This is a genomic window from Amycolatopsis sp. NPDC021455 (assembly GCF_040640995.1).
GTDB lineage: Bacteria > Actinomycetota > Actinomycetes > Mycobacteriales > Pseudonocardiaceae > Amycolatopsis.
The window spans coordinates 110,639-134,855 of the sequence record NZ_JBFACT010000019.1 but is presented as its reverse complement, the minus strand read 5'-3'; the positions used below and the strand labels follow the sequence as shown (position 1 = coordinate 134,855).

General features: G+C 71.5%; 23 protein-coding genes. 11 read left to right on the top strand and 12 right to left on the bottom strand.

The features are described from left to right. Window positions 1–159: 159 nt before the first annotated feature. From AB0G28_RS22655 to AB0G28_RS22640, 4 genes are all read right to left on the bottom strand, one after another. A complete protein-coding gene (locus AB0G28_RS22655; protein ID WP_361092068.1) occupies window positions 160–603 on the bottom strand; it encodes an SRPBCC family protein in 444 nt (147 codons plus the stop codon). A gap of 5 nt (window positions 604–608) precedes the next feature. Next, on the bottom strand, window positions 609–1,325 hold the full coding sequence (locus AB0G28_RS22650; protein WP_361092065.1) for a zf-HC2 domain-containing protein: 717 nt from the start codon (window positions 1,323–1,325) through the stop codon (window positions 609–611). Next, the gene (locus AB0G28_RS22645) at window positions 1,322–1,873 is read right to left on the bottom strand and encodes a sigma-70 family RNA polymerase sigma factor (RefSeq protein ID WP_026469270.1); all 552 of its coding nucleotides are present in this window, start codon (window positions 1,871–1,873) and stop codon (window positions 1,322–1,324) included. Before AB0G28_RS22645 ends, AB0G28_RS22650 begins: the two co-directional genes overlap by 4 nt. Window positions 1,874–2,019: 146 nt before the next feature. After that, the gene (locus AB0G28_RS22640; RefSeq protein ID WP_361092062.1) at window positions 2,020–2,523 is read right to left on the bottom strand and encodes a hypothetical protein; all 504 of its coding nucleotides are present in this window, start codon (window positions 2,521–2,523) and stop codon (window positions 2,020–2,022) included. Window positions 2,524–2,745: 222 nt separating this feature from the next. Between AB0G28_RS22640 and AB0G28_RS22635 the strand changes: the two genes are divergently transcribed. After that, window positions 2,746–3,288, top strand: coding sequence for a fibronectin type III domain-containing protein (locus tag AB0G28_RS22635; RefSeq protein ID WP_361092059.1), 543 nt, complete (start codon window positions 2,746–2,748; stop codon window positions 3,286–3,288). A gap of 50 nt (window positions 3,289–3,338) precedes the next feature. Here the strand turns inward: AB0G28_RS22635 and uvrA are convergent, their stop codons facing one another. Then, entirely contained in the window at window positions 3,339–6,200 is a 2,862-nt protein-coding gene (gene uvrA / locus AB0G28_RS22630) for an excinuclease ABC subunit UvrA (RefSeq protein WP_361092056.1), read from the bottom strand. 78 nt (window positions 6,201–6,278) lie between these two features. Beyond that, the gene (locus tag AB0G28_RS22625) at window positions 6,279–7,484 is read right to left on the bottom strand and encodes an acyltransferase (RefSeq protein ID WP_361092053.1); all 1,206 of its coding nucleotides are present in this window, start codon (window positions 7,482–7,484) and stop codon (window positions 6,279–6,281) included. A 108-nt stretch (window positions 7,485–7,592) separates the two neighbouring features. Here AB0G28_RS22625 and AB0G28_RS22620 point away from each other — a divergent pair, with 108 nt between their 5' ends. From AB0G28_RS22620 to AB0G28_RS22610, 3 genes are all read left to right on the top strand, one after another. Beyond that, complete coding sequence (locus AB0G28_RS22620) at window positions 7,593–8,270, top strand: MBL fold metallo-hydrolase (RefSeq protein ID WP_361092050.1); 678 nt, start codon at window positions 7,593–7,595, stop codon at window positions 8,268–8,270. Next, a complete protein-coding gene (locus AB0G28_RS22615) occupies window positions 8,249–9,325 on the top strand; it encodes a hypothetical protein (RefSeq protein WP_361092047.1) in 1,077 nt (358 codons plus the stop codon). The genes AB0G28_RS22620 and AB0G28_RS22615 overlap by 22 nt, the downstream gene beginning before the upstream one ends. A gap of 97 nt (window positions 9,326–9,422) precedes the next feature. Continuing rightward, window positions 9,423–9,911, top strand: a complete 489-nt coding sequence (locus AB0G28_RS22610) for a hypothetical protein (RefSeq protein ID WP_361092044.1) — start codon at window positions 9,423–9,425, stop codon at window positions 9,909–9,911. Between the two features lie 16 nt (window positions 9,912–9,927). On the opposite strand, the gene AB0G28_RS22605 is transcribed toward AB0G28_RS22610, so the two are convergent. The 4 genes from AB0G28_RS22605 to AB0G28_RS22590 all read right to left on the bottom strand — a co-directional run bounded on the left by AB0G28_RS22605 (window position 9,928) and on the right by AB0G28_RS22590 (window position 13,501). Then, window positions 9,928–10,710, bottom strand: a complete 783-nt coding sequence (locus AB0G28_RS22605; RefSeq protein WP_361092041.1) for a DUF1684 domain-containing protein — start codon at window positions 10,708–10,710, stop codon at window positions 9,928–9,930. A 21-nt stretch (window positions 10,711–10,731) separates the two neighbouring features. Beyond that, window positions 10,732–11,346: a hypothetical protein gene (locus AB0G28_RS22600; RefSeq protein WP_361092038.1), complete on the bottom strand. Its 615-nt coding sequence runs from the start codon at window positions 11,344–11,346 to the stop codon at window positions 10,732–10,734. A gap of 6 nt (window positions 11,347–11,352) precedes the next feature. Next, window positions 11,353–12,318 carry a hypothetical protein gene (locus AB0G28_RS22595; RefSeq protein ID WP_361092035.1) on the bottom strand — a complete coding sequence of 322 codons (966 nt, stop codon included), beginning with the start codon at window positions 12,316–12,318 and terminating at the stop codon, window positions 11,353–11,355. A gap of 475 nt (window positions 12,319–12,793) precedes the next feature. Further along, window positions 12,794–13,501, bottom strand: a complete 708-nt coding sequence (locus AB0G28_RS22590) for a Crp/Fnr family transcriptional regulator (RefSeq protein ID WP_361092032.1) — start codon at window positions 13,499–13,501, stop codon at window positions 12,794–12,796. A 75-nt stretch (window positions 13,502–13,576) separates the two neighbouring features. Here AB0G28_RS22590 and rnhA point away from each other — a divergent pair, with 75 nt between their 5' ends. The 4 genes from rnhA (at window position 13,577) to AB0G28_RS22570 (ending at window position 18,946) form a co-directional block, all read left to right on the top strand. Further along, on the top strand, window positions 13,577–14,038 hold the full coding sequence (rnhA, locus tag AB0G28_RS22585) for a ribonuclease HI (RefSeq protein ID WP_361092029.1): 462 nt from the start codon (window positions 13,577–13,579) through the stop codon (window positions 14,036–14,038). A gap of 62 nt (window positions 14,039–14,100) precedes the next feature. Further along, the gene (locus AB0G28_RS22580; RefSeq protein WP_361092026.1) at window positions 14,101–14,481 is read left to right on the top strand and encodes a YchJ family protein; all 381 of its coding nucleotides are present in this window, start codon (window positions 14,101–14,103) and stop codon (window positions 14,479–14,481) included. Between the two features lie 43 nt (window positions 14,482–14,524). Then, window positions 14,525–15,757, top strand: a complete 1,233-nt coding sequence (locus AB0G28_RS22575) for a hypothetical protein (protein WP_361092023.1) — start codon at window positions 14,525–14,527, stop codon at window positions 15,755–15,757. A 120-nt stretch (window positions 15,758–15,877) separates the two neighbouring features. Next, window positions 15,878–18,946 carry a carbohydrate-binding protein gene (locus tag AB0G28_RS22570; protein ID WP_361092020.1) on the top strand — a complete coding sequence of 1,023 codons (3,069 nt, stop codon included), beginning with the start codon at window positions 15,878–15,880 and terminating at the stop codon, window positions 18,944–18,946. A gap of 52 nt (window positions 18,947–18,998) precedes the next feature. Here AB0G28_RS22570 and AB0G28_RS22565 read toward each other — a convergent pair whose 3' ends face one another. Beyond that, complete coding sequence (locus AB0G28_RS22565) at window positions 18,999–20,399, bottom strand: carboxylesterase family protein (protein ID WP_361092017.1); 1,401 nt, start codon at window positions 20,397–20,399, stop codon at window positions 18,999–19,001. A gap of 56 nt (window positions 20,400–20,455) precedes the next feature. On the opposite strand from AB0G28_RS22565, the gene AB0G28_RS22560 reads away from it, so the two are divergent. The 3 genes from AB0G28_RS22560 to AB0G28_RS22550 are packed head-to-tail and all read left to right on the top strand — an operon-like array spanning window position 20,456 to window position 23,476. Beyond that, window positions 20,456–20,863, top strand: a complete 408-nt coding sequence (locus AB0G28_RS22560; RefSeq protein WP_361092014.1) for a nuclear transport factor 2 family protein — start codon at window positions 20,456–20,458, stop codon at window positions 20,861–20,863. Window positions 20,864–20,896: 33 nt separating this feature from the next. Next, window positions 20,897–22,780, top strand: a complete 1,884-nt coding sequence (locus AB0G28_RS22555; protein ID WP_361092011.1) for a Na+/H+ antiporter — start codon at window positions 20,897–20,899, stop codon at window positions 22,778–22,780. 9 nt (window positions 22,781–22,789) lie between these two features. Continuing rightward, entirely contained in the window at window positions 22,790–23,476 is a 687-nt protein-coding gene (locus tag AB0G28_RS22550) for a histidine phosphatase family protein (RefSeq protein ID WP_361092008.1), read from the top strand. On the opposite strand, the gene AB0G28_RS22545 is transcribed toward AB0G28_RS22550, so the two are convergent. Next, entirely contained in the window at window positions 23,460–24,206 is a 747-nt protein-coding gene (locus AB0G28_RS22545; protein ID WP_361092005.1) for an ABC transporter permease, read from the bottom strand. The two genes, AB0G28_RS22550 and AB0G28_RS22545, sit on opposite strands and share 17 nt — an antisense overlap. Between the last annotated feature and the right edge of the window lie 11 nt (window positions 24,207–24,217).

Genomic DNA, 24,217 nt, shown 5'->3' with positions numbered 1-24,217 from the left:
GGCAGCCGGTGCTGGGGGTGCGTCGTGGCCGCTGACTGCAGGTGCGCCCGGCCCACCAACTGCTTCCCGACACCCTCGCGGGCCGTTCATGCCCGCCCCGCCGTGTCGACCCTTCAATCACGCGAGTCGACCTCTCAATCACGTGTGTCGGCGTTCCGATCACGTCAGGTAGGCCGAAAGCCCACGGTGGCCCCGCCGCATCATCAGCGCGTGGTTCGCGCGGAACAGCGGCCGGGCCACCGTGTCGAGGCGCCGCAGCAACTTCTTCCGGGCCTGGACGTCCTGGGTGATTTCCAGCAGCGTGCCCGCGCCCGCCGCGCGGACCGCTCCCGCCAGGGTCCCGTCGAGGTCGCCGCTGAGCCTGACCCGCATCAGGCCCGTGCGCTCGTCCTGGTGGTCCCGGTGCATCCGGACGACGAGCCGGAACGGCAGCCGGGACCGGCAGACCAGTTCGGCGGTGTCGTCGTCCACGCGGCGGACCGCGCGGACGTCCGACCACCACCTCGGGTAGCCGGCGAGGTCGGTGACCACGCCGAACACCCGCTCGGGCGCGGTTCCGGGCAGCAGCCACGTGCTGCGGAACCGGTAGCGCGCGCCCGTCACGCTCGTCACACCTGGGCCGAGACCAGCTTCCGGCCGTCCACCGTGACGATGTCGACCGACTTCACGTCGTCGGGCGCGACCAGCGCGGACCCGTCGAGCGAGAAGCCCTGGCTCTCCCACTTCTCGGACACCTGCCAGCTGCCCGCGGTCACCGACTGGCCGTTCTTGGTCGTGACCTGCAGCAGGCACTTCTCGCCCGCGTGCACGCCCTTCACGGCCACGTTCACCCGGACCCAGCCCTGGAACGGGCTGACCGACGCAGCCAGCTGCACCCCCGTCGTGGGGTCCCGGCCTTCGACGTTCTTCGTGCCGGGGACCTCCGTCGGCGGCACGGGCAGCGCGACGTCCGGACCGGTCGAGCCGGTCTGACGGCCCACCAGCACGCCGCCGCCGAGGGCGGCCACCACCAGCACCGCCGCCGCGACCAGGGCCAGGCCCCGGCGTGGCGCACGGGCCGGCGGAACCACGCGCTCTTCCTCGTCGCGCACCCGGCGCAGGGTCTTCTGCAGCAGCAGGTCCCCGCCCTCGGGCGGCCCGTCGAGGAACGCCTCGGGCGGTACCTCGTCGAGCGACTCGCGCAACGCCACGAGTTCGTTCAGGTCGAACCGGCACTGCGCACAGGTCTGCAGGTGCCGCCGCTCGAAGTCGGCCGCCTCCGCCGCGTCGAGCGCGCCGAGGGCGTACGCGCCGAGCTGCGTGTGACTCTCGTCCACCGAGTTCATCGCGCCACCTCCGTTCCGCTCGAAATCATCGCTGCTCTGAGTGCTCGTAGTGCGTAGTAAGACCTTGATTTCACGGTACCCGGTGCGACGCCCAGTGTTCTCGCCGCTTCGGCCACCGTCCGTCCCCGGTAGTAGATCTCCACCAGGACCTCTCGATGCTCGTTGGACAGCCCGTCCATCGCCCCGAGCACGGTCATCGAGTCGACCACGCCCTGGGCGTGGTCCCGCTCGACGGCCGGGGTCGGCACGCCTTCGGCCGGTTCGGCCACCTCTTGTGGCCGTGCCGCACGGGCGCGTGCCCGGTCGGTGACCAGGTTGCGCGCGACGGTCAGCAACCAGCCGCGCACCGAGCCCTTTCCGTCGTTCTGCAGATCGTCCGCGTGCTTCCACGCTCGGACCAGCGTCTCCTGGACCACGTCCTCGGCTGCCGCCCGATCACCGGTCAGCCTCGTCGCGTAGGCCAGCAGGCTTCGCCCGTGTTCGGCGTACAGCTGCCGAATGAGGTCTTCGCCTTTGGCCTTCTTAGGCCGCCTGCCTCCTATGGCCACCCTCGTCCTCCCGACGGTGTTCTGAGTCGTCGAGGACAGTAGTGCAACCCCCAGTGTCACCGGCGGTGCGTGCGCCGAGCGCAGCGCGACCATGGTGTTCATCGGCTGCCCGTCCTTCCTCGTTCTGCCCGGAAACCCGTCGTCCGTCAGGACCCTGCCCCGCCGGCCTTGCCGCCCGCGGTGATCTTGCTGCCGTCCGGGGCCACGGCGAACCACGTGCCGCCCATGCCCTGGCCGTTCATGTCGCCCGCCGCCTTGTCGCTCGCGCACTCGTACAGCGGCCAGCCGTTGAGCGTGATCTGCTTGGTGCCGTCCTTGCGCGTCACCGTGCCGACCTGGGTGTCCGAGATGCCCTTGAGCATCGGCGTCGCCACCCCGGCGAGCATCGGCGGCCACTTCGCCGCGCAGTCGCCGTCGCAGTTGGACGTCGGCGGCTGCGACAGGTCCTTGTCGAACCGGTAGAGCGTCTTGCCGTCGGCGTCGGTGACCACCGCGCCGACACCGTTGACCATGCCGACCTGGAGCATCTTGTGCCCCGGCTGGCCGTGCTGCGGCCCCTGGGCCCCGTCGGCCATGTCACTGCAGGCCGACAACGTGGCGACGGCGACCAGCGCGACGGCGCTGGCGACGACCGGCCCGATACGGTTCATGACGTTCTCTCCTCGGTGAGGGCGGCACCGCCGTCCGGCGGACCTCGACACCTCAGACACGGCTGCCCGCGCGAAACGGTTCACCCCGGTTTCGGGCGGTTCGGTGCCGGTTCGCCGGCGGATTGGTGTGTCCCGGTGATCGGCATGATCTTGTCGCCGTGCGGGCACGTTCCTAGGCTGATCACGTTCGCACCGCCGCCCTCGCCCGTCCGGGAGGCCGTCGTGTCCGCGAAACCCCTCGTGCTCGCCGCGCTGCTGGCCGCGGGCTGCTCCGCTTCCGCGCCTTCGTTCACGGCGACCCTGACCTCGCCCACGGACGTGGTGCTCAGCTGGCCGGACGACGACGCGGGGCACCGCGTCGAGTACGCCAACGACCCGGCCGGGCCGTGGACGACGCTGCGCTTCCTGCCGGCGCACGTGACGAGCTACCACCACCCGGACCTGATCCCGGAGACGCCGTTCTACTACCGGGTGCGGCCGTACACCGGTCCGGTCTCGACGGAACTGCACGCGGTGACGTCCGGCGACACGGTGACGTTCACGTGGACCGACCGGACGAGCGACGAAGCCGGGTTCCTCCTGGAGATCCGCCGTCCGGGCGCGCCGGACTTCGACCCGGTCGAGGTGACCGACCCGGACGTGACGACCTGCGCGCTCTCGCTGCTGCCCGGCGAGGAGAAATCGGCCTACCGGCTCCGGACGCTGTACTACGGCCCGCTCTCCCCGGTGGTCCACCAGACCACCGGGAAGGCTTCAAAGCCGTGAAGGCCTCCTTCCCGGCTTTAAGAGCCGGGAAGGAGGCCTTCACGGACTCGCTACTCGGCCGTCAGGACGTGGCGCAGGAACTCGCCCGTGTAGCTGCCCTCGACCCCGGCCACGTGCTCGGGCGTGCCCTCGGCGACCACCGTGCCACCGCCGGAGCCACCCTCCGGGCCCATGTCGATGATCCAGTCGGAGGTCTTGATCACGTCGAGGTTGTGCTCGATCACGATCACCGAGTTGCCCTTGTCGACCAGCCCGTTGATCACGCCGATCAGCTTGTTGATGTCCTCGAAGTGCAGGCCGGTGGTCGGCTCGTCGAGGATGTACACCGTCTTGCCCGTCGAGCGCTTCTGCAGCTCGCTGGCCAGCTTGACGCGCTGCGCCTCACCGCCGGACAGCGTCGGCGCCGGCTGGCCGAGCCGGACGTAGCCGAGGCCGACGTCCACCAGCGTCTGCAGGTGGCGGTGGATGGCCTTGATCGGCTCGAAGAACTCCGCGGCCTCCTCGATGGGCATGTCGAGCACGTCCGAGACCGTCTTGCCCTTGTAGTGCACCTCGAGGGTCTCCCGGTTGTACCGGGCGCCCTTGCAGACCTCGCAGGGGACGTAGACGTCCGGCAGGAAGTTCATCTCGATCTTGATCGTGCCGTCGCCGGCACACGCCTCGCAGCGGCCGCCCTTGACGTTGAACGAGAACCGGCCCTGCTGGTAGCCGCGGACCTTCGCCTCGGTGGTCGCGGCGAACAGCTTGCGGACGTGGTCCCAGACACCCGTGTAGGTGGCCGGGTTGGACCGCGGGGTCCGCCCGATCGGCGACTGGTCGACGCGCACGAGCTTGTCGACGTTGTTCAGGCCGTTGACCCGGGTGTGGCGGCCCGGCACCTGGCGGGCGCCGTTGAGCTTGTTCGCCAGCACGGTCGCGAGGATGTCGTTGACCAGCGTCGACTTGCCCGAGCCGGAGACGCCGGTGACCGAGACCAGGCAGCCGAGCGGGAACGAGACGTCCAGGCCGCGCAGGTTGTGCTCCCGCGCGCCGACGACGGTCAGCTGCCGCTTCTTGTCGACCGGGCGCCGGATCGCCGGCACCTCGATCTTGCGGCGGCCGGACAGGTACTGCCCGGTCAGCGAGTCCTTGCTCTTGAGCAGCTTCTTGTACGGTCCACTGTGGACGATGTGGCCGCCGTGCTCGCCCGCGCCCGGGCCGATGTCGACCACCCAGTCGCTGGAGCGGATGGTGTCCTCGTCGTGCTCGACGACGATCAGCGTGTTGCCCAGGTTGCGCAGCCGGGTCAGCGTCTCGATCAGCCGGTGGTTGTCGCGCTGGTGCAGGCCGATCGACGGCTCGTCGAGCACGTACAGCACGCCGACCAGGCCCGAACCGATCTGCGTCGCCAGCCGGATGCGCTGCGCCTCGCCACCCGACAGCGTCGCCGACGCGCGGTCGAGCGAGAGGTACGTCAGGCCGACGTCGAGCAGGAAGCGCAGCCGCGCCTGGATCTCCTTGAGCACCGCGCCGGCGATCATCGCTTCGCGCTGCCCCAGCTCCAGCTCGTCGAGGAACTGCGACGCCTCCGCGATGGACAGCGCGCAGACCTCGGCGATGGACATGTCGCCGCGGGTCTTGTGCGCCAGCGTCACCGCGAGGATCTCCGGCTTGAGCCGGGTGCCCTGGCAGGCCGGGCACGGCACCTCGCGCATGTAGCCCTCGTACCGCTCGCGCATGTACTCGGACTCGGTCTGCTCCTGGCGCCGTTCGAGGAACGGGATGACGCCCTCGAAGTTGGCGTAGTACGAGCGCTGGCGGCCGTAGCGGTTCTTGTAGCGGACGTGGACCTGCTCGTCGACGCCGTGCAGCACCGCCTTCTGGGCGCGTGCGGGCAGCCGCCGCCACGGCGTGTCCATGCGGAAGCCGATGGTCTCCGACAGCGACTCCAGCAGCCGGATGAAGTAGTCCGCGCTCTGGCCGCCCGACCACGGCGCGATCGCGCCCTCGGCCAGCGACAGCTCGTCGTCCGGCACCACCAGTTCCGGGTCGACCTCCTTGCGGATGCCGATGCCGGTGCACTCGGGGCAGGCGCCGTAGGGCGAGTTGAAGGAGAACGAGCGGGGCTCGAGGTCCTCGATGGCGAGGGGGTGGCCGTTGGGGCAGGCCAGGTTCTCGGAGAAGCCGCGGATGCGGTGCGGGTCGTTCTCCGGCAGGTCGACGAACTCCAGCTCGATCAGGCCGTCGGCCAGCCGCAGCGCCGTCTCGACCGAGTCGGTGAGCCGCTGCCGCGAGGCCGCCTTCACCGTGAGCCGGTCGATGACCACGCCGATCTGGTGCTTCTCCTGCTTCTTCAGCTTCGGCGGGTCGGTGAGCGCGTGGACCGTGCCGTCGACGACCACGCGCGCGTAGCCCTGCTGCTGCAGGTTCTCGAACAGGTCGACGTACTCGCCCTTGCGGCCGCGGACCACCGGGGCGAGCACCTGGAAGCGGGTGCCCTCCTCCATGGCGAGCACCTGGTCGACGATCTGCTGCGGGGTCTGCTTGCTGATCGCCTCGCCGCACGTCGGGCAGTGCGCCTTGCCGGCGCGGGCGTAGAGCAGGCGCAGGTAGTCGTAGACCTCGGTGATCGTGCCCACGGTCGAACGCGGGTTGCGCGAGGTGGACTTCTGGTCGATCGACACCGCGGGCGAGAGGCCCTCGATGAAGTCGACGTCCGGCTTGTCCATCTGCCCGAGGAACTGGCGGGCGTACGCCGACAGCGACTCGACGTAGCGGCGCTGGCCTTCGGCGAAGATGGTGTCGAAGGCGAGGCTCGACTTCCCGGACCCGGACAGGCCGGTGAACACGATCAGGCTGTCGCGGGGCAGGTCGAGATCCACGCCGCGGAGGTTGTGCTCGCGGGCACCGCGAACAACGAGGCGATCAGCCACGCCAGGGTCCTCTCAATGTCTTCTTCAGCTGCGGTCGCCGACCCGGGTGTCAAGCTGCACGGGTGGCCGCGAACCATGCTACGAGCCACCACCGACAAAAACGGGTTCCGCGTCCTTGACCTGCGGTTCTTCGGGCTTCCGGCGTCTGGTGAGCCACCGGTGGGCCGGGCGTTCGACCCCCGCGGTGACCGCCCAGCCCGCCAGCACCGCGGCGGCCAGGACCGCGGGGAGCCGCAGCCAGCCGGGGACGCCGACGTTCAGGAGCGCGCGGGCCAGGACGTAACCCAGTTCCTGGTGCACCAGATAAAGACCATACGAGATGCCCGCGAGCCAGGTGACGGCCGGGGCGATTCGCGCGAGTCCCGGGAACCGCCAGTCCGGGCCGCGGGCGGCCAGGCAGACCAGCAGGAGCAGCACGGCGAACCCGATCGTGGACGGCCAGCGCTCGGCGTCCTGCGGCAGCGCCCGGTGCAGCGGGAACACCTGCAGGTCCTGCGCGGCGACCGCGGCGGCCACGAACAGAGCGGCGTGCCAGGTCTTCAGGCGTCGCCGCGACCACAGCCAGATCGCGATCCCGATGGCGAAGACGTGCAGCCGGTGCAGGCCCAGGCCGTAGTAGAAGGTCTCGACGACCGGGCCCGCCGTCCCCGGCGGGAAGACGAGGAACCGGAGCGCGAGCGGAACCAGGATCAGCGCCCACAGCAGGGCTACGGTCAGCCGGTGGGTGCGCCACGACCGCGGCCACAGCAGGGCCGCGCCGGTGAAGGCCATCAGCTGTACGGGCAGCGTCCAGTAGGAGCCGTCGAGGTAGTAGAAGGCGTCCCAGCGGATGCCCCACTCCTGCACCATGCCGAGGTTGGCGACCAGGTCCAGCCCGGTCGGGATGTACCACGGCGAGGGGTCGGCCGGCGGTCCCGGCGGCACGCCGAAGAGGAAGCCGGTGACGCCGGGTGGGTAGGGCAGGCCGCTGAAGGAGATGGCCGCCCACCGCGTCACGACGTAGGTCACGAGGACGGCGACGAGGTAGGCGGGCACGAGCCGCGCGACGCGGTTCCACAGCCACCGGCGCGGGTGCCCCTTGCGGAGGCTCGCGCACACGAAGAACGCGGAGATGACGAGCAGGATCGCCGCACCGAACTGCGCTGTCACCCGCACGGGGTACCCCGTCAGCTCGGGATGGAGAAGGGCGCCCTGGTGGGTGACGTGCCCGAGGATCACCGCGAAGACCGCGACGACGCGGAGGAGGTCCCAGCTGATCCGGCGCGGCGTCGGGGAGGTGGGCACGGTCGTCCTGGGGTCGGCTGGCGGGGTCGCCCGGAAGCCTACGTGGCGGGCCGCGCGAGCGCCTGTGCGGGTGGAACCGCTTGGAACGCAACGACTACCGTGTGCCCGGTGAACATCGTGGAGACCTACACCGGGCACGTCGACCCGGGCGGCGACGCCACCCGGCGGACCCTGGACGCGCTGACCATCACCAAGCTGTCCGTCGGCCCGATGGACAACAACACGTACCTCCTGGTGTGCCGTGCGTCGAACGAGGCCCTGCTCGTGGACGCGGCGAACGACCCGGAGCGCATTTCGGACCTGATCGGCCACGGCCCGGACCGGCCTTCGCTGAAGACGGTCGTCACCACCCACCAGCACCAGGACCACTGGCAGGCCCTGGGCGCGGTGGCGGGCGCCAACGGCGCGAACACGGCGGCCCACCCGCTGGACGCCGAGCCGCTGCCGGTGCCGCCGGACTTCCTGGTGGAGCACGGGGACACACTGTCGGTGGGCGAGGTCACTCTTTCGGTTATCCACCTTCGGGGGCACACGCCGGGGTCGATCGCGCTGCTGTACCGCGATCCGTCAGGTCACCCGCACCTGTTCACCGGGGACTCGCTGTTCCCGGGCGGAGTGGGCAAGACGGCGTCGCCGGAGAACTTCACGTCGCTGCTCGACGACGTCGAGTCGCGGATCTTCGCCGAACTGCCGGACGAGACGTGGTTCTACCCGGGCCACGGCGACGACTCCACCCTGGGCGCGGAACGGCCGAAGCTGCCGGAGTGGCGCGAGCGCGGCTGGTGAGCATCCTCGACTCCGCCGGGGAGCTGAAGACGGCGGCCGGTCCTCGCGAGCTGGAGCAGGCGACGGCCGAGCTCGTCGGCGCCGAGCTCCACGGCATGGTCCACGACGACGCCGGCGTGCACGTCGAGCTTTGGTTCCGTTCCCTCGCCGCCGACGCGGCGATCCGGCTCCTCGAGGGGAAAGCCGGTGAAGGGGTCCGGTACCTCCTGCACGGCTTGACCGCGATCGGGCCGCCCGGAACCGTGCCGGCCACGCGGCAGAAGCTGCAGCAGACCAAGCGGGTGGCGGGGGCCGAGCCCGCCTGGCTGCAGCGCATGGCCAAGCCGAAAGCCGGGCGCGAAGCCTGGCGGCTCGAAGACCGCTTCGGCACCCGCCTGGCGATCGTCATGGAGTACGCCTTCGCGAAGGAACCGTCCGTGGCGTACCTGTTCGACGTGGACGCCTGCGGCCTTCCCCGGCTCGCGGGCGCCGGCGTCCACGACGACGTCGAGGCGGCGGCTGAAGCGTGGCGTTCGGCCGTGGGTGACACCGCGGCGGGAGCGCCACTCGAACGCGTGACGTCGAGCAGCGAACTACGGGCCTTGGCCCAGCTCGACTTCCGGACGCCCATGGGCGACGAAACGCGGAACCAGGCCGACGAGTGGTTCCGCGCCGAGCGCCGGATCCACGACCTCGCCACGGCCCTCCGCTCGACCGCCTGCCCGGTACCCGCCCGGCGTTCCTTCTTCGACGAAGACAGCACTCCCCTCGTCGAAGAATTCACCGAGTGGCACACCGGCGCGCACGGCGGCCCGCCTGACCCGGAGCTGACCGAAATGGTGGCGCAGGAGTGGCAGGACGGCATCCTGCCGCAGACCACCTACTGCGTCTCGCCGGAACGGCTGGCCTACCAGCTGGCGATCATCGACGACTCGTACGAGCGCGAAACGGCGGCCGAGCTCCGGGCCCTGCTGTGCCGGTGGAGCCGCTGGCTCGGCGAGCGCGACGGGCTGCCGGAAGACCTGCTGGACCGGGTCGACCGGGCGGCGCGAGCCCCGTTCGGAGCAGCCGGGTAACGCTTGAGCCTCGCCGGGCAACTTTCCGGACGAACCGGACGTCCCCAGCAGACCCAGCGCTGGGACTTCCACCGGTTCGCTCCGCCAGGAGGCCCACATGTCCAGACCCATCAGACGCGCGCTCGTCGCCGTCACGCTGCTGCTCGCCGGGACGCTCGTCGCCGCCGCGGGACCGGCTCAGGCCGCTGCCGCCACGCCCGCCCTGATCAACATCCGGACCGGGCTCAACCCCGGGTTCGACCGGATCGTGCTCGACCTGTCCGCCGGGACCGTGCCCGGTAACCTCAACTACCAGCTCGTCGACGAGCTCACCGCCGACCCGAGCGGGGAGATCGTGTGGCTCACCGGGGAGTACTTCATCAACGTCTCCGCCTATCCCCTCGTCGCCCACGACGCCAACGGGAACCCCACCTACACGGGGCCGGCGAAGTTCCGGACCCGGAACCTCGCCAATGTCATGGCCATCGCCCTCACCGGGGACTTCGAGGCGCAGACCTCGATCGGGATCGGGGTGCGGTCGCGGACCGCGGTGAACGTCTTCACGCTCACCGGGCCCAACCGCGTCGTCATCGACGTAGCCCACTGACCGGCCGGCGGGGGAGTCACCCGCGCTCGTACGGGATCTTCTCCCCCGCCTCGACCGCGAACGGCAGGTGGTTGCCCGCCGGCGGCAGCGGGCACGTCGCGAAGTCGGTGAACGCGCACGGCAGGTTCACCGCGCGGTTGAAGTCCAGGGTCACCGACCCGTCCGGCTCCGGTGCGCCCACCGGCAGCGACCGGTTGGCCGCGTACGTCGTGACCCCGCTCGTCTCGTCCGTGAACAGGATGCTGAGCCCGCCGTCCTTGCCGTTGAACGCGGTCAGCGAATGCGTCACTCCGTCGCGGGAGAAGCGGACGACGCCCGGTGCCGTGTAGACGTGGCTCAAGCCCTCCACCACCGCACCCACCGTCGTGGGCCGCGGGGAGTCGAACGGCTCGAACCGCCCGGACAGCACCCACGACGGCGACGGCTCGTACGCCGGGACGCCGTGGAACTCGCGCAGCACCTCGGCCTTCGGGTCATGCACGCGGATCAGGTATCCCGAGCGGCGGGCCACCTCGATCTCGACGTCACCGGCCAGGACCCGGGTGCCCGCGCCGCTGTTGACCAGCTCGAAGCGCCGGATCTCCGTGATCGGGGAGCCGTCGTGGGACAGCTGGGCACCGGCCGGGTCGACGTACGCCGCGTCCGCGTCCTGCCACCAGCGGCCGGGGATGCCGGGGTACTCGCGCGGCGCGTCGGTCAGCCAGTCCAGCGACACCAGCGCCAGCCAGCCGTGCGGCTCGGCCAGATCGGTTTCGCGCCGGGTCTTCCAGTCCTGCCACTCCTGCGTGAACGTGCTCATCGCGGGCCCCTTTCTCCTCGCCTACGACGGTGCCAACCCACCGTCCGCGGCGGTATTCCGCGTCCCAGCATCCGGGCGGTCCGCCAGCCAGGCGATTTCGCGCTCACCGCCGGCCGGGACGACGACCCGCCGGAAGGCCGCGGCGTCCAGCTCGTCGATCACGGCGGCGTGGAACCGGTCGGAGACGATCAGCAGCTGGTCCACCTCCGGCGATGCCGCCATCGCCGCCTTCAGCACTTCGGATTCGCACAGCCACACCGCCAGCGCGACCGCGGCACCGCCGAAGTAGGGCGGCCGCAGCACGACGTCGCCGTGGTCGGCCGCCAGCCTCAGCCGCAGCCTGCCGAACTCGTTGAGGTGGCGGTTGCGGCGGCGCAGCGCGTCGTCCAGCAGCGCGACGAGCCCCGTCGCGACCCACCGCCGCGGCACCGTCGGCGGGATGACCAGCGTCGTGTTGTCGCCCTCGGGCCTGCGGAACCACGTCGGGCTGCGGTACGGCACCGGGACGTGCTCGAACACCTCGTCCAGCACCGCGTCCAGGGTGACCCCGAGGTGCACCGCACGGGCGGTGCGGCCGCGGCTCGGCGCGACGATCCCGATCCGGACGACGGTCGCGGCCACCGGGTCGGTGCGCACGGCGCCTCACTCCTCCGGGGAGTCGAACGACCACTGGAGGCCGTAGCTCAGCCCCTGGTGCAGGTCGTGGAACTCGAGCCCCACCTCGCCGACCCGGTTGACGGTCAGCGCGTCGCCCGAGTCGACGCCGTCGTCGATCACCCGGCCGGGGACGCCGTTGAGCCGCCACACCCGCGACGGCGGGTCGGCGCGGTCGAACCGGACCCGCACCGAGAACTCCTCGCAGCGGCGCAGCGGCGTCATCACGTAGTACGGCCGCAGTGTCGTGCGCCGCGGCGCGAACCGGATGCCGTACTCGTGGCGCTGGCCGAGCCGCAACGGGCTCGGCAGCCGCATGACGAACTGCGCGTGGCTCGCCGAGACCTGGCGCGCTTCGACGATTTCGCCGCCGAACAGCACGTCGGCGGTGATGTCCGGCACCGGGTCGCTGCCCGGCTCGGCCGGCACGCTGAAGGACAGGACCAGCTCGTCGAGCTCGTCGACCTCCGCGACGATCCGGCGTTCCTCCTGCAGGTCCGGCGGCTCGCGGTCGAGGCGGAGCATCGCCTTCATCGACTCGACGTACCAGCCGGCCAGCGGGTGCTTGTCCCGGCCGGGCGCGGGCGCCCCGAGCAGTTCGTCGAGCCGGCGGAACGCCAGGTCGATCCGGCGGCGCGCGGTGCGCGGGTCGCGGTCCAGGACGCTGGCCAGCCACGAGATCCGCCGGTCGAGGAACTCCCCCGCGGCCTCTTCGTGCAGGCCGAGCGCCGCCAGCGCGGCCAGCCGCAGGTCGGCGGGCAGCCGTCCGCACAGCTCGGTGAGCCGCAGGACGAGCTTCTGCCGGGCCGCGGTGGGCTGGTCGATGTCTTCGATTCCGCACGCCTGCCGCAGGCACGGGCCGATCCGCTGGTGCAGGTCGGCCGCGTCGAGACCGCGGCCGCGGCGCAGTTCGTTCAGTTCGCGCACGAACGGGAACGAGTTCTCCCGCGTCATCCCACCCCCTCCCGATCGTGTCGGCGGAAAGAGCTGTCACATTACCAGCGGCAAGTTCCGCCGGGGGATGACAGATGCGGGACACCCGCATTCGCGGAATGCCCGGCCGGCCGGCCCCCCACGAGCCGGTCGGCCGGATCTCACCACGGTCAGTTCGCCCCGAAGATCAGGGCCCAGATCGAGTGGCTCTCCATCCCACGCACCTCCTCATCGCTGCACCAGGGAGCAGTGCGAGGCCGTGAACGCCGGCACGGCAGGCTCCGCCCGCGTTTCCGGTGACCGCGAGAAACCCGCCGGCGGCACCGGTCACGAACGCGGCGAAGACCGAATTCACCGGGGTGGAAATGGTGCGGTGTCGTCCACGGCGGGCACTTCCCGTCCTCGCTGGAAAATGAAATCCGGCCGGTGGCATCCGAAGTGAATTCCGGCCGGACTCCAGAATCGCCGGGTGACGGTGTGCGTCAGATGACCGATGTCACGGCTCTTGTGTGCCGTTTGGCTCAGAACGGGCGAGGGCCCGCAGGACGCGCGGCCGGCGGATGAGGATCCGGCGGCGGCCGGTCTCGACGATCCCCCGCTGCCGCAGCATGGCCAGTGCCCGCGCGACGGTACGCCGGGCGGCGCCGATCTGCGCGGCGATGTCGGCCTGCGACAGCGCGGCCTCGATGACCACGCCCTCCGGGACGCGGCGGCCGTGCTCCTCGGCCAGCCGGACCAGGACCACCGCGACGCGGCGGCTGACGTCGAAGGCGGCGGAGTCGATCCGGGCGGACTCCGCGGCGCGGAGCCGGACGGCGACGGTCTTGAGCGTCGCGATGGCGATTTCGGGCCGCGCCCGCAGGACGGCGAGGAACTGGGCGCCGGTCAGCTGGAAGGCGGTGCAGGGCTCGATCGCGCGGCACGACGCCGTCCGCGCCCAGCCGTTGATCGCCGCGAGATCGCCCAGCACCTCGCCGGGACCGCGCAGCCCGAAGAGCACCTCGCGGCCGTCTTCGACGACGGTGGAGACCCGCACCCAGCCGGAAACCAGCACGTGGACGTGGTCGGAGGGGTCGCCCTCCATGAGCACGAAGTCGTTCGCCCGGAACCGGCGGCGCACGCCCCGGGCGAGCAGGTAGTCGCGATCGTCTTCGGAGAGGTAGGCCAGGAGCGCCCCCTCCGCCGCCTCGTCGTGCCCGTTCATGGCTCCCCCTCCGGATCACCACGGTAACCCGGCGCGGCGGCCCGGAGCGAGGATCGCGACCGGTAGGGTCTGCGCGTGGACGTGGAGATCTACACCGACGGCGCGTGCAGCGGGAACCCCGGACCGGGCGGCTGGGGCGCGGTGCTGCGCTACGGGCGGCACGAGCGCGAGCTGTACGGCGGCGAAGCCACGCCGACGACGAACAACCGGATGGAGCTGACCGCGCCGATCCGGGCCCTGGAGAGCCTGACCCGGCCGTCGCAGGTCCGCGTCTACACGGACAGCACGTACGTCCGCAACGGGATCACGCAGTGGCTGCCCCGCTGGAAGAACAACGGCTGGCAGACGGCGGCGCGCGAGCCGGTCAAGAACGCGGACCTGTGGCAGCGCCTCGACGCGGCGGTCGGCGAGCACCAGGTCGAATGGCTGTGGGTGAAGGGCCACGCGGGCCACCCGGAGAACGAGCGCGCCGACCGGCTCGCGGTGCGGGGTGCGCAGGAAGCGCGGGAGACCGGGGAGCCGGTCAACGCCGATTAGCGCCCGTCAGTCCCGATTGGACGGACGTCGTCCCCGCCGGGGTTCCGTGGCACAATTCCCCGGTGCCTCCCGCCCCGTGCCCGTGCGGCCTCACCGAGTCCTACGCCGCCTGCTGCGGCCGGTTCCACGACGGCGGGCTCACCGCTCCCACCGCCGAGCTGCTGATGCGCTCGCGGTTCAGCGCCTTCGCCTTGCGCGACACCGAGTACCTGCTGCGCACCTGGCACCCGGACACCCGGCCGCAGCGGCTGGCGCTCGACCCCGGCCAGGAGTGGACGCGGCTGGAGATCCTCGGCCGCACCGGCGGCGGCCTGCTGCAGACCGAGGGCACCGTCGAGTTCCGGGCGCACTACCGCCACCGCGGCCGGGACGGCTTCCTGGAGGAGAACAGCCGCTTCCGCCGTGAGGACGGCCACTGGGTCTACCTGGACGCGGAAGCGTAAACGTGCCCCGCGCCGGGTCTTCGTCGTGATAAACAGTGCGGCGATGGGAAAACTGACGCGCCGCGCCCGGGCGAAGGCGGACTACCTCGGCTTCCTCGGCGCCCGGGAGTGGCCGCTCGCCGCGTCGGGGCTGGGGGTCGTGCTCGGCGTCGTCACCATCCTGCCGAGCGCCGTCGGCGTGGTGCTCTCCGTCGTCGCGCTCGCGCTCGGCGTCGCCACCTTCACCCGGGATGTCCGGCTGCTGCGCCGGCGGTGGGCCGGGTTCGAGTTCACCACCATCGCCGCGCCCTTCCCGACCGCGGAGCTCCCGCCGCCCGCGGCCTATCCGGAATCGGCCTACCTCGCCGTGCCCGCCCGCGGGACGGCGCTGGTCAGCGCCGCGATCGACCGCGAGCTGTGGGCGGAGCGGCACACCATCGACGTCGCCGAGGAGCCGTACCGGCTGCCCGCTTCCCTCAAGGCGACCGCGCCGCACGTGCTGCCGCTGCGGGCCCGCGGCCGGCTGCTGTTCAACGGCCCGATCGTCGGCATGCGCGGCGACCCGCTGCCCGCCGCCGGGGCCCGGCCCGCGCCGATCCGGCTGCACCGGGCCCGCTTCTTCGACGCCGTCTGCTCGAACGAACTCGGCACGCTCCGCATCACGCGCACCGACACCGGCGAAGAGTACGACCTGCGCAAGGCCGAGCTCACCGACACCGACGGCGCCCTGCGCGAGCTGAGCGGCAGCACGCTGGCCGACCTCGTCGGCGTCTCCACGGTCGCGTACACCACCGACGGCAAGCTCGTCACCGTCCGGCAGTCGTCGCTCAACGCCGTGAGCGGGCTGCTCCTGGCGCCGTCGGGCAGCGGCTCGCTCGAACCCCGCGACCTGCGCACACCCGACGGCGGCCGGCGGCGGTTCCTCCACACCGCGGTCTGCGCGGGGATGGAACGCGAGCTGTGCGAAGAGAGCGGCCTCACGCCCCAGGACGTCCGGTCGACGCGGCTGGTCGGGTTCGCGCGCTGGATGGAGCGCGGAGCCAAGCCCGAGTTCTTCGGGCTGACCGAACTGGCGATCGACAGCGCCGAGGTCTCCCGGCGCCGTCCGGTCAGCGGCGAGCGGCTCTACAGCTCGGGGCTGACGCTCTTCGACGTCGATCTCGCCGGCATCGGGGCGGCGCTGACCGGCGGCGTCCCGCTGAGCGAGGCACTTCCTCAACGCCTGTGGGAGGACGGTTCCCTGCCACTCCTCCTGGCGTTGCGCGCCGCGGCGGCGTGGCAGGCGGCCCGGGTCTGACCGATTCGCCCCTGTTCCGCCGGTGACCGGGCCGCTACGATCGTCCGCAATTGTTAGGAAAGTTCCCTAACGATGGGCCTGATGTCCCCCACGCCGCCGTGGTGCCTAGGAGGCGCGCTAGTGAACTATCGGCAGAGAAGAAGGACCCTCCTGGCGGCGGCGGTGCTCGCCGTCGCCGCGAGCGGGGCGGCCGTTCCGGCGGCCACCGGGCAGGAACCGGCGAGAGCGGTGGTCGCGGCCGCGGCCCCGGCCACCGCCGTCCCCGGCTTCCTGATCCAGACGTCGGCGCAGGTCAGCGACGACTCCGCGGTCTCCAAGCCCGGGTACAACACCTCGGGCTGGTACCCGGTCGGCCCGCGGTCGACCGTCTACGCCGGCCTGCTGGCCAACGGCAAGTACGCCGACCCGTTCTACTCGACGAACATGAAGAACGTGCCGACCGCGGACTTCCAGGTCCCGTGGTGGTACCGCACCGACCTCACCGTCGCGGACACCACTCAGCGCACCTACCTCGACTTCAGCGGCGTGCTGTCCAAGGCCGACGTCTGGGTCAACGGGACGCGGATCGCCGACAAGACCCAGGTCACCGGCGCCTACACCCGCCACGACCTGGACATCACCGCGCAGGTGAAGGCCGGCACCAACAGCATCGCGTTCAAGGTCTACCCGAACGACCCGAACAAGGACCTGTCGATGGGCTGGATCGACTGGGCCCAGACCCCGCCGGACCAGAACATGGGCATCGTGCGGGACGTCCTGGTGCGGCGCAGCGGCCCGGTGGCGCTGCGCGGCGGCCACGTCGTCACGAAGCTGACCGGGACGAGCCACGCCGACCTGACGGTGAAGGCCGACGTCCGCAACGACAGCGCCGCCGCGGTGTCGACGACGGTGTCCGGCACGGTCGCCGGGCGCGCGATCAGCCAGACGGTTTCGCTGGCGGCGAAGGAGAAGAAGACCGTCACGTTCGGCGTGGTCGGGATCGACAACCCGCAGATCTGGTGGCCGGCCGGGATGGGCGGCCAGCCGCTCTACGACCTCGACCTGACCGCGAGCGTCGGCGGGACGGCGTCGGACACCTCCCACTCGAGCTTCGGCGTGCGCACGGTGACGGCGAACAAGAACTCGAGCGGCGGCCGGTTCTACACGATCAACGGGCGCCCGCTGCTGATCAAGGGCGGCGGCTACTCGCCGGACCTGTTCCTGCGCTGGAACGCCCAATACGCGGCCGACAAGCTGGCCTACGTCAAGGACCTCGGGCTCAACACCGTGCGTCTGGAGGGGCACATCGAGCCGGACGAGTTCTTCGACCTCGCCGACCGGATGGGCGTGCTGACCCTGCCCGGCTGGGAGTGCTGCGACAAGTGGGAAGGCCAGGTCAACGGGGACGAGAAGGGTGACCCCTGGACCGCCGCCGACTACCCGGTCGCCAAGGCGTCGATGACCGCGGAGGCCGAGCGGCTGCGCGACCACCCGAGCGTCATCTCGTTCCTGATCGGCAGCGACTTCGCCCCCGACGCGACGATCGAGAAGAACTACCTCGACGCGCTGTCCGCCGCGGACTGGGCGACGCCGGTGGTCCCGGCCGCGTCGGCGAAGTCGTCGCCGCAGCTGGGGTCGTCCGGGATGAAGATGAACGGGCCGTACGACTGGATCCCGCCGGTGTACTGGTACGACAAGGCGCATTCGGACAGCGGTGGCGCGTGGAGCTTCAACTCCGAGACCAGCGCCGGGCCGGACATCCCGACCATGGACACGCTCAAGCGGATGCTGTCGTCCGGTGAGCTGGACACGCTGTGGAAGAACCCGTCGGCCGCGCAGTACCACCGGTCCTCGTCCTCGACGTTCGCCAACCTGAAGCTCTTCGGCAACGCGCTGACCGGCCGCTACGGCAAGCCGGCGAGCCTCGACGACTTCGTCCGGAAGGCGCAGCTGGCGCAGTACGAGAACGTCCGCGCCGAGTTCGAGTCGCACTCGCGGAACTTCAGCGACAGCTCGAACCCGGCCACCGGGATCATCTACTGGATGCTCAACAGCGGCTGGACGTCGCTGCACTGGCAGCTGTTCGACGCCTACCTCGACCAGAACGGCTCCTATTTCGGGGCCAAGAAGGCGAACGAGCCGCTGCACATCCAGTACTCGTACGACACGAAGTCGGTCGTGGTGGTCAACCACAACCACGACGCGGCGTCCGGCCTGACCGCGCGCGTGCAGCTGTTCAACCTGGACGGCACCTCGAAGTTCGACCAGACCAAGACCGTTTCGGTGGGCGGTGACGGCGCCAAGACGACGGCGCTGACCATCGGCTCGGTGAGCGGGTTGTCGACGACGTACCTGGCGAAGCTGGTCCTGACGGATTCGTCGGGCAAGGAGGTCAGCCGGAACGTGTACTGGCTGTCCACCAAGGCCGACACCCTGGACTGGGGCAACAGCGACTGGTACTACACGCCGACGACGTCGTACGCGGACCTGTCGGGGCTGAACTCGCTGGGTTCGGTCACGCTCGGATCTTCCGCGACCTCGACGGCCAACGCCGACGGCACCACGACGACCAAGGTGACGCTGACGAACACCTCGGCCGGCAAGATCCCGGCGTTCTTCGTCGACGCGCACGTGGTCGGCGCGGCGGGCGCGCCGGTGCTGCCGGTCCGGTGGACCGACAACCAGGTCAGCCTCTGGCCTGGCGAGTCGACGACGCTGACGGCGACGTACCGGACCGCGGACCTTCGCGGGGCCGCGCCCTCGGTGCGGGTCGCGGGCTGGAACACCGGGACGAAGACGATCCCGGCGGACGGCTCGACCGACCCGGGTACCCCGGCCGACTACCAGGCCGAGGACGCCACGATCACCAGCGGCGTCGTGGAGTCGAACCACGCCGGCTACACGGGCAGCGGGTTCGTCAACTACGACAACGCGGTCGGCAGCGCGGTGGAGTTCTCGGTGAACGCGGCCGCCGCGGGCCCGGCGAACGTCGTCCTGCGGTTCGCCAACGGCACCACGACGAACCGGCCGATGGACATCTCGGTCAACGGCACGAAGGTGGCGTCCGGGGTGGCCTTCGGCGGCACCGGGAACTGGGACACGTGGCAGACGGTCACGCTGCCCGTCTCCCTGAGCGCCGGGACGAACAAGATCAAGGCGACGGCGACGACCGCCAACGGCGGCCCGAACGTCGACAAGCTCACCGTCTAGCGAAGGTCCGTGAAGGCCTCCTTCCCGGCCATAAAAGCCGGGAAGGAGGCCTTCACGGCTTTCCGAGGGAGTCCCAGAGGAGGCGCTGCTCGCGGTCCGGGTCGGAGACTGTTGTGGAGACGTCGTCGAAGAGGCGCGTAAGCCGGTCAGAGGGCGTGTAGCGCGGCCAGCCCGGGTCGCCGGTCGCGATGAAGCGGACCCAGGCGTCGAACATCTCCGTCGCCACCGCCTGCAGGCGTTCGGCCGGGAACGGGCGGGCGGCGAAGAGGAACCGCCAGTTGCGGTTCCGGATGTCGTCGAACATCAGCGGCAGGTCGAGCCCGTGCACGGCGCCCAGACCGCGGCCGCGCGGGGCGATCCGCCAGTCCAGGCGGTACATCCAGGCGTCCGACTGCTGCTCGGCGAAGCGGATCGCCGGGATCCACCAGTCCCCCGCGGTCAGCGCGCGGTTGCGGATCTGGTCCTCGGGCCAGTCGAGCAGCTCGGCATACGCCGCGACGGCCTTCTCGATCTCCTCGGGGGTCAGCATCGTCGAACCGACGCCGAGCAGCTTCGCGCCGCCCGACTGCAGCCAGCTGAACAGGTCCTCCTCGTCGGCCGTCGTCCCGATGAGCAGCGGGACGTCGCGGACGCCGTCCAGCGGGCGCGAGGGCAGCAGCTCGTCGCCGACGACCACCCGGTAGGTCACCTTGGTGCCCGAGGTCGCCGAAACGCGTTGCTGCGCTTCGAGAATCCGCGTCACCGGCAGGGTCGCCAGGTCGTCCGGCGAGGTGTCCAGTTCCGCGAGGACCGCTTCCGCGACAGCCGCGCCTTCGGCCGGGGTGTGGACGACCGAGCCGACGCCGGTGCCGCTCTGCACGATCGCCTGGTGGACGAGCCCGCGTGTGGCGGGCACGGCCAGCAGCGTCCCGACCGTGCGGCCGCCGTTGGACTGCCCGGCCAGCGTCACCCGGCCCGGGTCGCCGCCGAACGCGCCGACGTTGTCCCGCACCCATTCCAAGGCGGCGACCTGGTCGCGCAGCGACAGGTTCGAGTCGGCGACGCCGGGCAGGTGCAGCATCCCGAGCACGCCGAGCCGGTAGGCGACGGTCACGACGACCACACCCCGCCGGGCGTACGCGGACGCGTCGAACTGGTGCGGCGCGCCGATCACGCCGCCTCCGCCGTGGATCCACACCAGCACGGGATACGAGCTGGGTTGCGCGGGCGCGTAGACGTTCAGGTACAGGCAGTCCTCATCGCCGGTGAAGCCGCGCCCGGTCAGCTCGGGCTGCGGGGCCCGCGCCGCCCACCGCGTGGCGTCGCGAACCCCGGACCAGGGCGCGACCGGCCGGGGCGAGCGGAACCGCAGTTCTCCCACCGGCGGCTCGGCGTAGGGCACGCCGAGGAAGGTCCTGACCCCGTCCCGTTCGGACCCGCGCAGGGCGCCGGCCGCGATCTCCACCGTCGTCACGCGACCCAGCCTACGAACTTGCCCTGGAGCGCGCTCCAGCGTGTTGACTACGAGCCATGAGCACAGCGGAGAACAAGCAGCTCCTGAAGACCGCGTTCGACGCCTGGGCGACCGGCGACATCCGGCCGCTCATCGCCGCCATGGCCGACGACGTCACGTGGACGGTGAGCGGGCACAACAGCTGGTCCGGCACCTTCCGCGGCAAGGACTCGGTCCGCCGCGACCTGCTCGGGCCGCTCGGCGCGCAGTTCGACGGCACCTACACGAGCACGGCGAGCCGGTTCGTCGCCGAGGACGACGTCGTCGTGGTCGAAACGCGGGGCAGCGTCGCCACGAAGTCCGGGGCGCGGTACGACAACAAGTACTGCTTCGTCTTCCGCGTCGAGGACGGCCGGATCCGCGAGATCACCGAGTACATGGACACCCAGCTGGTCGCGGAGGTGCTCCCCGAGCTGGCCAGGTGACACCCGCCACGGGGGGCGGGTAATGATTACCCCGTGCACATCGCGGCAGAGATAGTGGCGCTGGTCGTGACCGTCCTGGTCGTCAGCGCGGTGGCGCGGCGGCTGGACTGGTCCGCCCCGCTGTGCCTGATCGTCGTCGGCGTCGCCGGCTCGTACGTCCCCGGCGTGCCCGAGGTCCACCTCGACCCCGAGGTCGTGCTGCTCGGCCTGCTGCCCCCGCTGCTGTACTCGGCGGCCATCCAGACGTCGCTGGTCGACTTCCGGAAGAACCGCGGGGCGATCGGGCTGATGTCGGTCGGGCTGGTCGTGTTCACCGCGCTCGGCGTCGGCGTGGTCGCCTGGGCGGTGATCCCCGGGCTGCCGCTGGCCGGCGGCATCGCGCTCGGCGCCGTCGTCGCGCCGCCGGACGCGGTCGCCGCCAGCGTCGTCGCCCGCCGGGTCGGCATGCCCCGCAAGCTCATCCGGCTCCTGGAAGGCGAGAGCCTTTTCAACGACGCGGCCGCGCTGGTCGCCCTCCGCACGGCCATCGCCGCGTTGGCCGGCTCGGTCAGCCTCTGGCAGGTCGGCGCGGACTTCTTCCGCGCGGCCATCGGCGGGGCCGTCGTCGGCCTGGTCGTCGGGTTCGCGGCCGCGTTCGTCCGGGCCCGGCTGAACGAACCGGTGCTCGACACCGCGCTGTCGTTCGCCGTGCCGTTCATCGCCTACATCCCGGCCGAGGCGATCCACGGCTCCGGCGTGCTCGCGGTCGTGATCGCCGGGCTCATCCTCGGGCACAAGGCGCCGAAGATCCTCTCGGGTTCGACGCGGCTGGCGTCCCGGCTGAACTGGCAGACCATCCAGTTCCTGCTGGAGAACATGGTCTTCCTGCTGATCGGCCTGCAGCTGCGGCGGATCCTCGCCGAGGTCGGCGAGAGCGGGCTGTCGCTGGCCATGCTCACGTGGATCTGCGTCGCCGTGCTCGGCGCGACGATCCTCACCCGGGTGCTGTGGATGGCCGGGATCGGCAGCGTGAAGCGCGTGAAACGGCGCCTGCTGCCGAAGAAGGGGCTGCCGAAGATCTGGCCGTGGCGCTACTCGGCCGTCATCGCGTGGGCGGGCATGCGCGGGGTGGTGACGCTCGCGGCCGCGTTCGTGCTGCCCGCGGACACCCCGCAACGGGCCGTGCTGGTGCTCGCGGCGTTCGTCGTCGTGGCCGGCACCCTGGCCGTGCAGGGCATGACGCTGCCGCCGCTGATCCGGAAGCTGCGCCTGCCGCGGCCGGACCCCGCGGAGGACGCGCTGCAGGAGGCGGCCGTCCTGCACGACATGACCCGGGCGGCCCTGGCCAAGCTCGAGGAGATCCGGCAGCCCGACGACCCGCCGGAGATCATCCAGCGCCTCCGGGACCGGCTGCAGCACCGCGCCGACTCGGCGTGGGAGCAGCTCGGCCGGCAGAGCGCGCTGGCCGAGACGCCGAGCGACGCCTACCGCCGGCTGCGGCTGGAGCTCCTCGAAGTGGAGCGCGACCAGTTCCTCAAGGCGCGCGACAGCGGCAGCGCCGACGACGACGTCCTGCGCCGGGTCCTGGAACGCCTCGACATCGAGGAGTCCATGCTCGACCGCGACGAGGCGGAGCCCGACGTGGAGGGCCGCGAACTGCGCACCCCGGCCGCGACGGCGGGGTCGTGCAAGCACCTGGCCCACGAGTGGGTGGACAAGGACCCCAGCTCGCCCGACAGCTGCGCCGAGTGCGTCGCCGAGGGGATGACGTGGGTGCACCTGCGGATGTGCCTGAAGTGCGGAAACGTCGCCTGCTGCGACTCCTCGCCTGCCCGCCACGCGACCCGGCACTTCCACGAATCCCGCCATCCGGTCATGCGCAGCTTCGAGCCGGGCGAGACGTGGCGATGGTGCTTCGTGGACAAGCAACTCGGCTAGGGTCGGGTCATGAGCACGCCCGAGCAGGAGATCGAGTACCGCCAATTCCGCTTCAGCCCGCCCCCGGGCTCGACGGAGATCTTCCTGGTCCGGCACGGCGAGTCGGCTCCGGCCCGCGGCGACGCCCCGTTCGACCTCGTCGACGGCCAGGCCGACCCGGACCTCGCACCGGAGGGCCGTGACCACGCCCAGCGCGTCGGCGCCCGGCTCGCCGGGGAACGGATCGACGCGATCTACGTGACGACGCTGCGCCGCACGGTGCAGACCGCCGCGCCGCTGGCGGAGAAGCTCGGCCTGACCCCGGTCGTCGAGCCCGACCTGCGCGAGATCCACCTCGGCGACTGGGAGAACGGCCTGTTCCGGAAGTACACGACCGACGGCCACCCGATCGTCGACCGGCTGTGGACCGAGCAGCGCTGGGACGTCATCCCGGGCGCGGAGTCCGACGAGCGGTTCGGCGCCCGGCTGCGCGGCGCGCTGACCCGCATCGCGGCCGCGCACCCCGACCAGCGCGTCGCCGTGTTCACCCACGGCGGCGTGATCGGCGAGGTGTTCGCGCAGGCCACCCGCGCGGTGGAGCGGTTCGCGTTCCTCGGTGCCGACAACGGCTCGATCTCGCACCTGGTGCTGCACGGCGACCGCTGGATCGTGCGGCGCTTCAACGACACCGCGCACCTGGCTACGCCGCTCGGCTGAGCTTCCCGGCCGCGACGAACTGCACGGCCACCAGGATCGAGACGGCTTCCGCGGCCAGCAGCCCGATCAGCACGAGCACCTGCGTCATCCCGGCCTGCACCGGGCCGGCGCCGCCCAGCAGCACGCCGACGTACGCGCCCGGGAGCGTCACCAGGCCGACCGTGCGGGTCTGGTCCAGCGCCGGGATCAGCGCGTGCCCGGCCGACGGGCGGCAGATCTCCAGCGCGGCGGGGCGCGGCAGGAACCCCAGCGCCAGCGCGGCTTCGTACTCGCCGTGGCGGGACTTGAGCTCGTCGAGGGCGCGGCGGGCGGCCTGCGACGTCGCGGTCATGGCGCCGCCGATCACGATGCCGGCGATCGGCACGACGGCGATCGGCCGCGGCGGGACCACGCCGGCGCCGAGGACCAGCGCGAGCACGGGCACCACGCCGGCGGCGATGGCCAGCGCCGTCCACGGCAGGTTCCTGCGGGTGCCGACGCGCCGCGCCGACGTCACCGCGGCGATGCCGAACATCACCAGCACGAACAGGCCGGTCAGGGGTGCCGAGCGCAGGACGGCGACGATCACGAGCGACACGACGGCCAGCTGGGCGACCGCGCGGACGGCGGCGATCAGCACGGCTCGTCCCGGCCCGAGCCCGCCCACCTGGACGACGGCGGCACCCAAGACGGCGAGCAGGATGAGCACCGCCACCAAGGCGGGCCCGAAGGTGATCGCGGCGTCGTTCACGCCGCCGATCC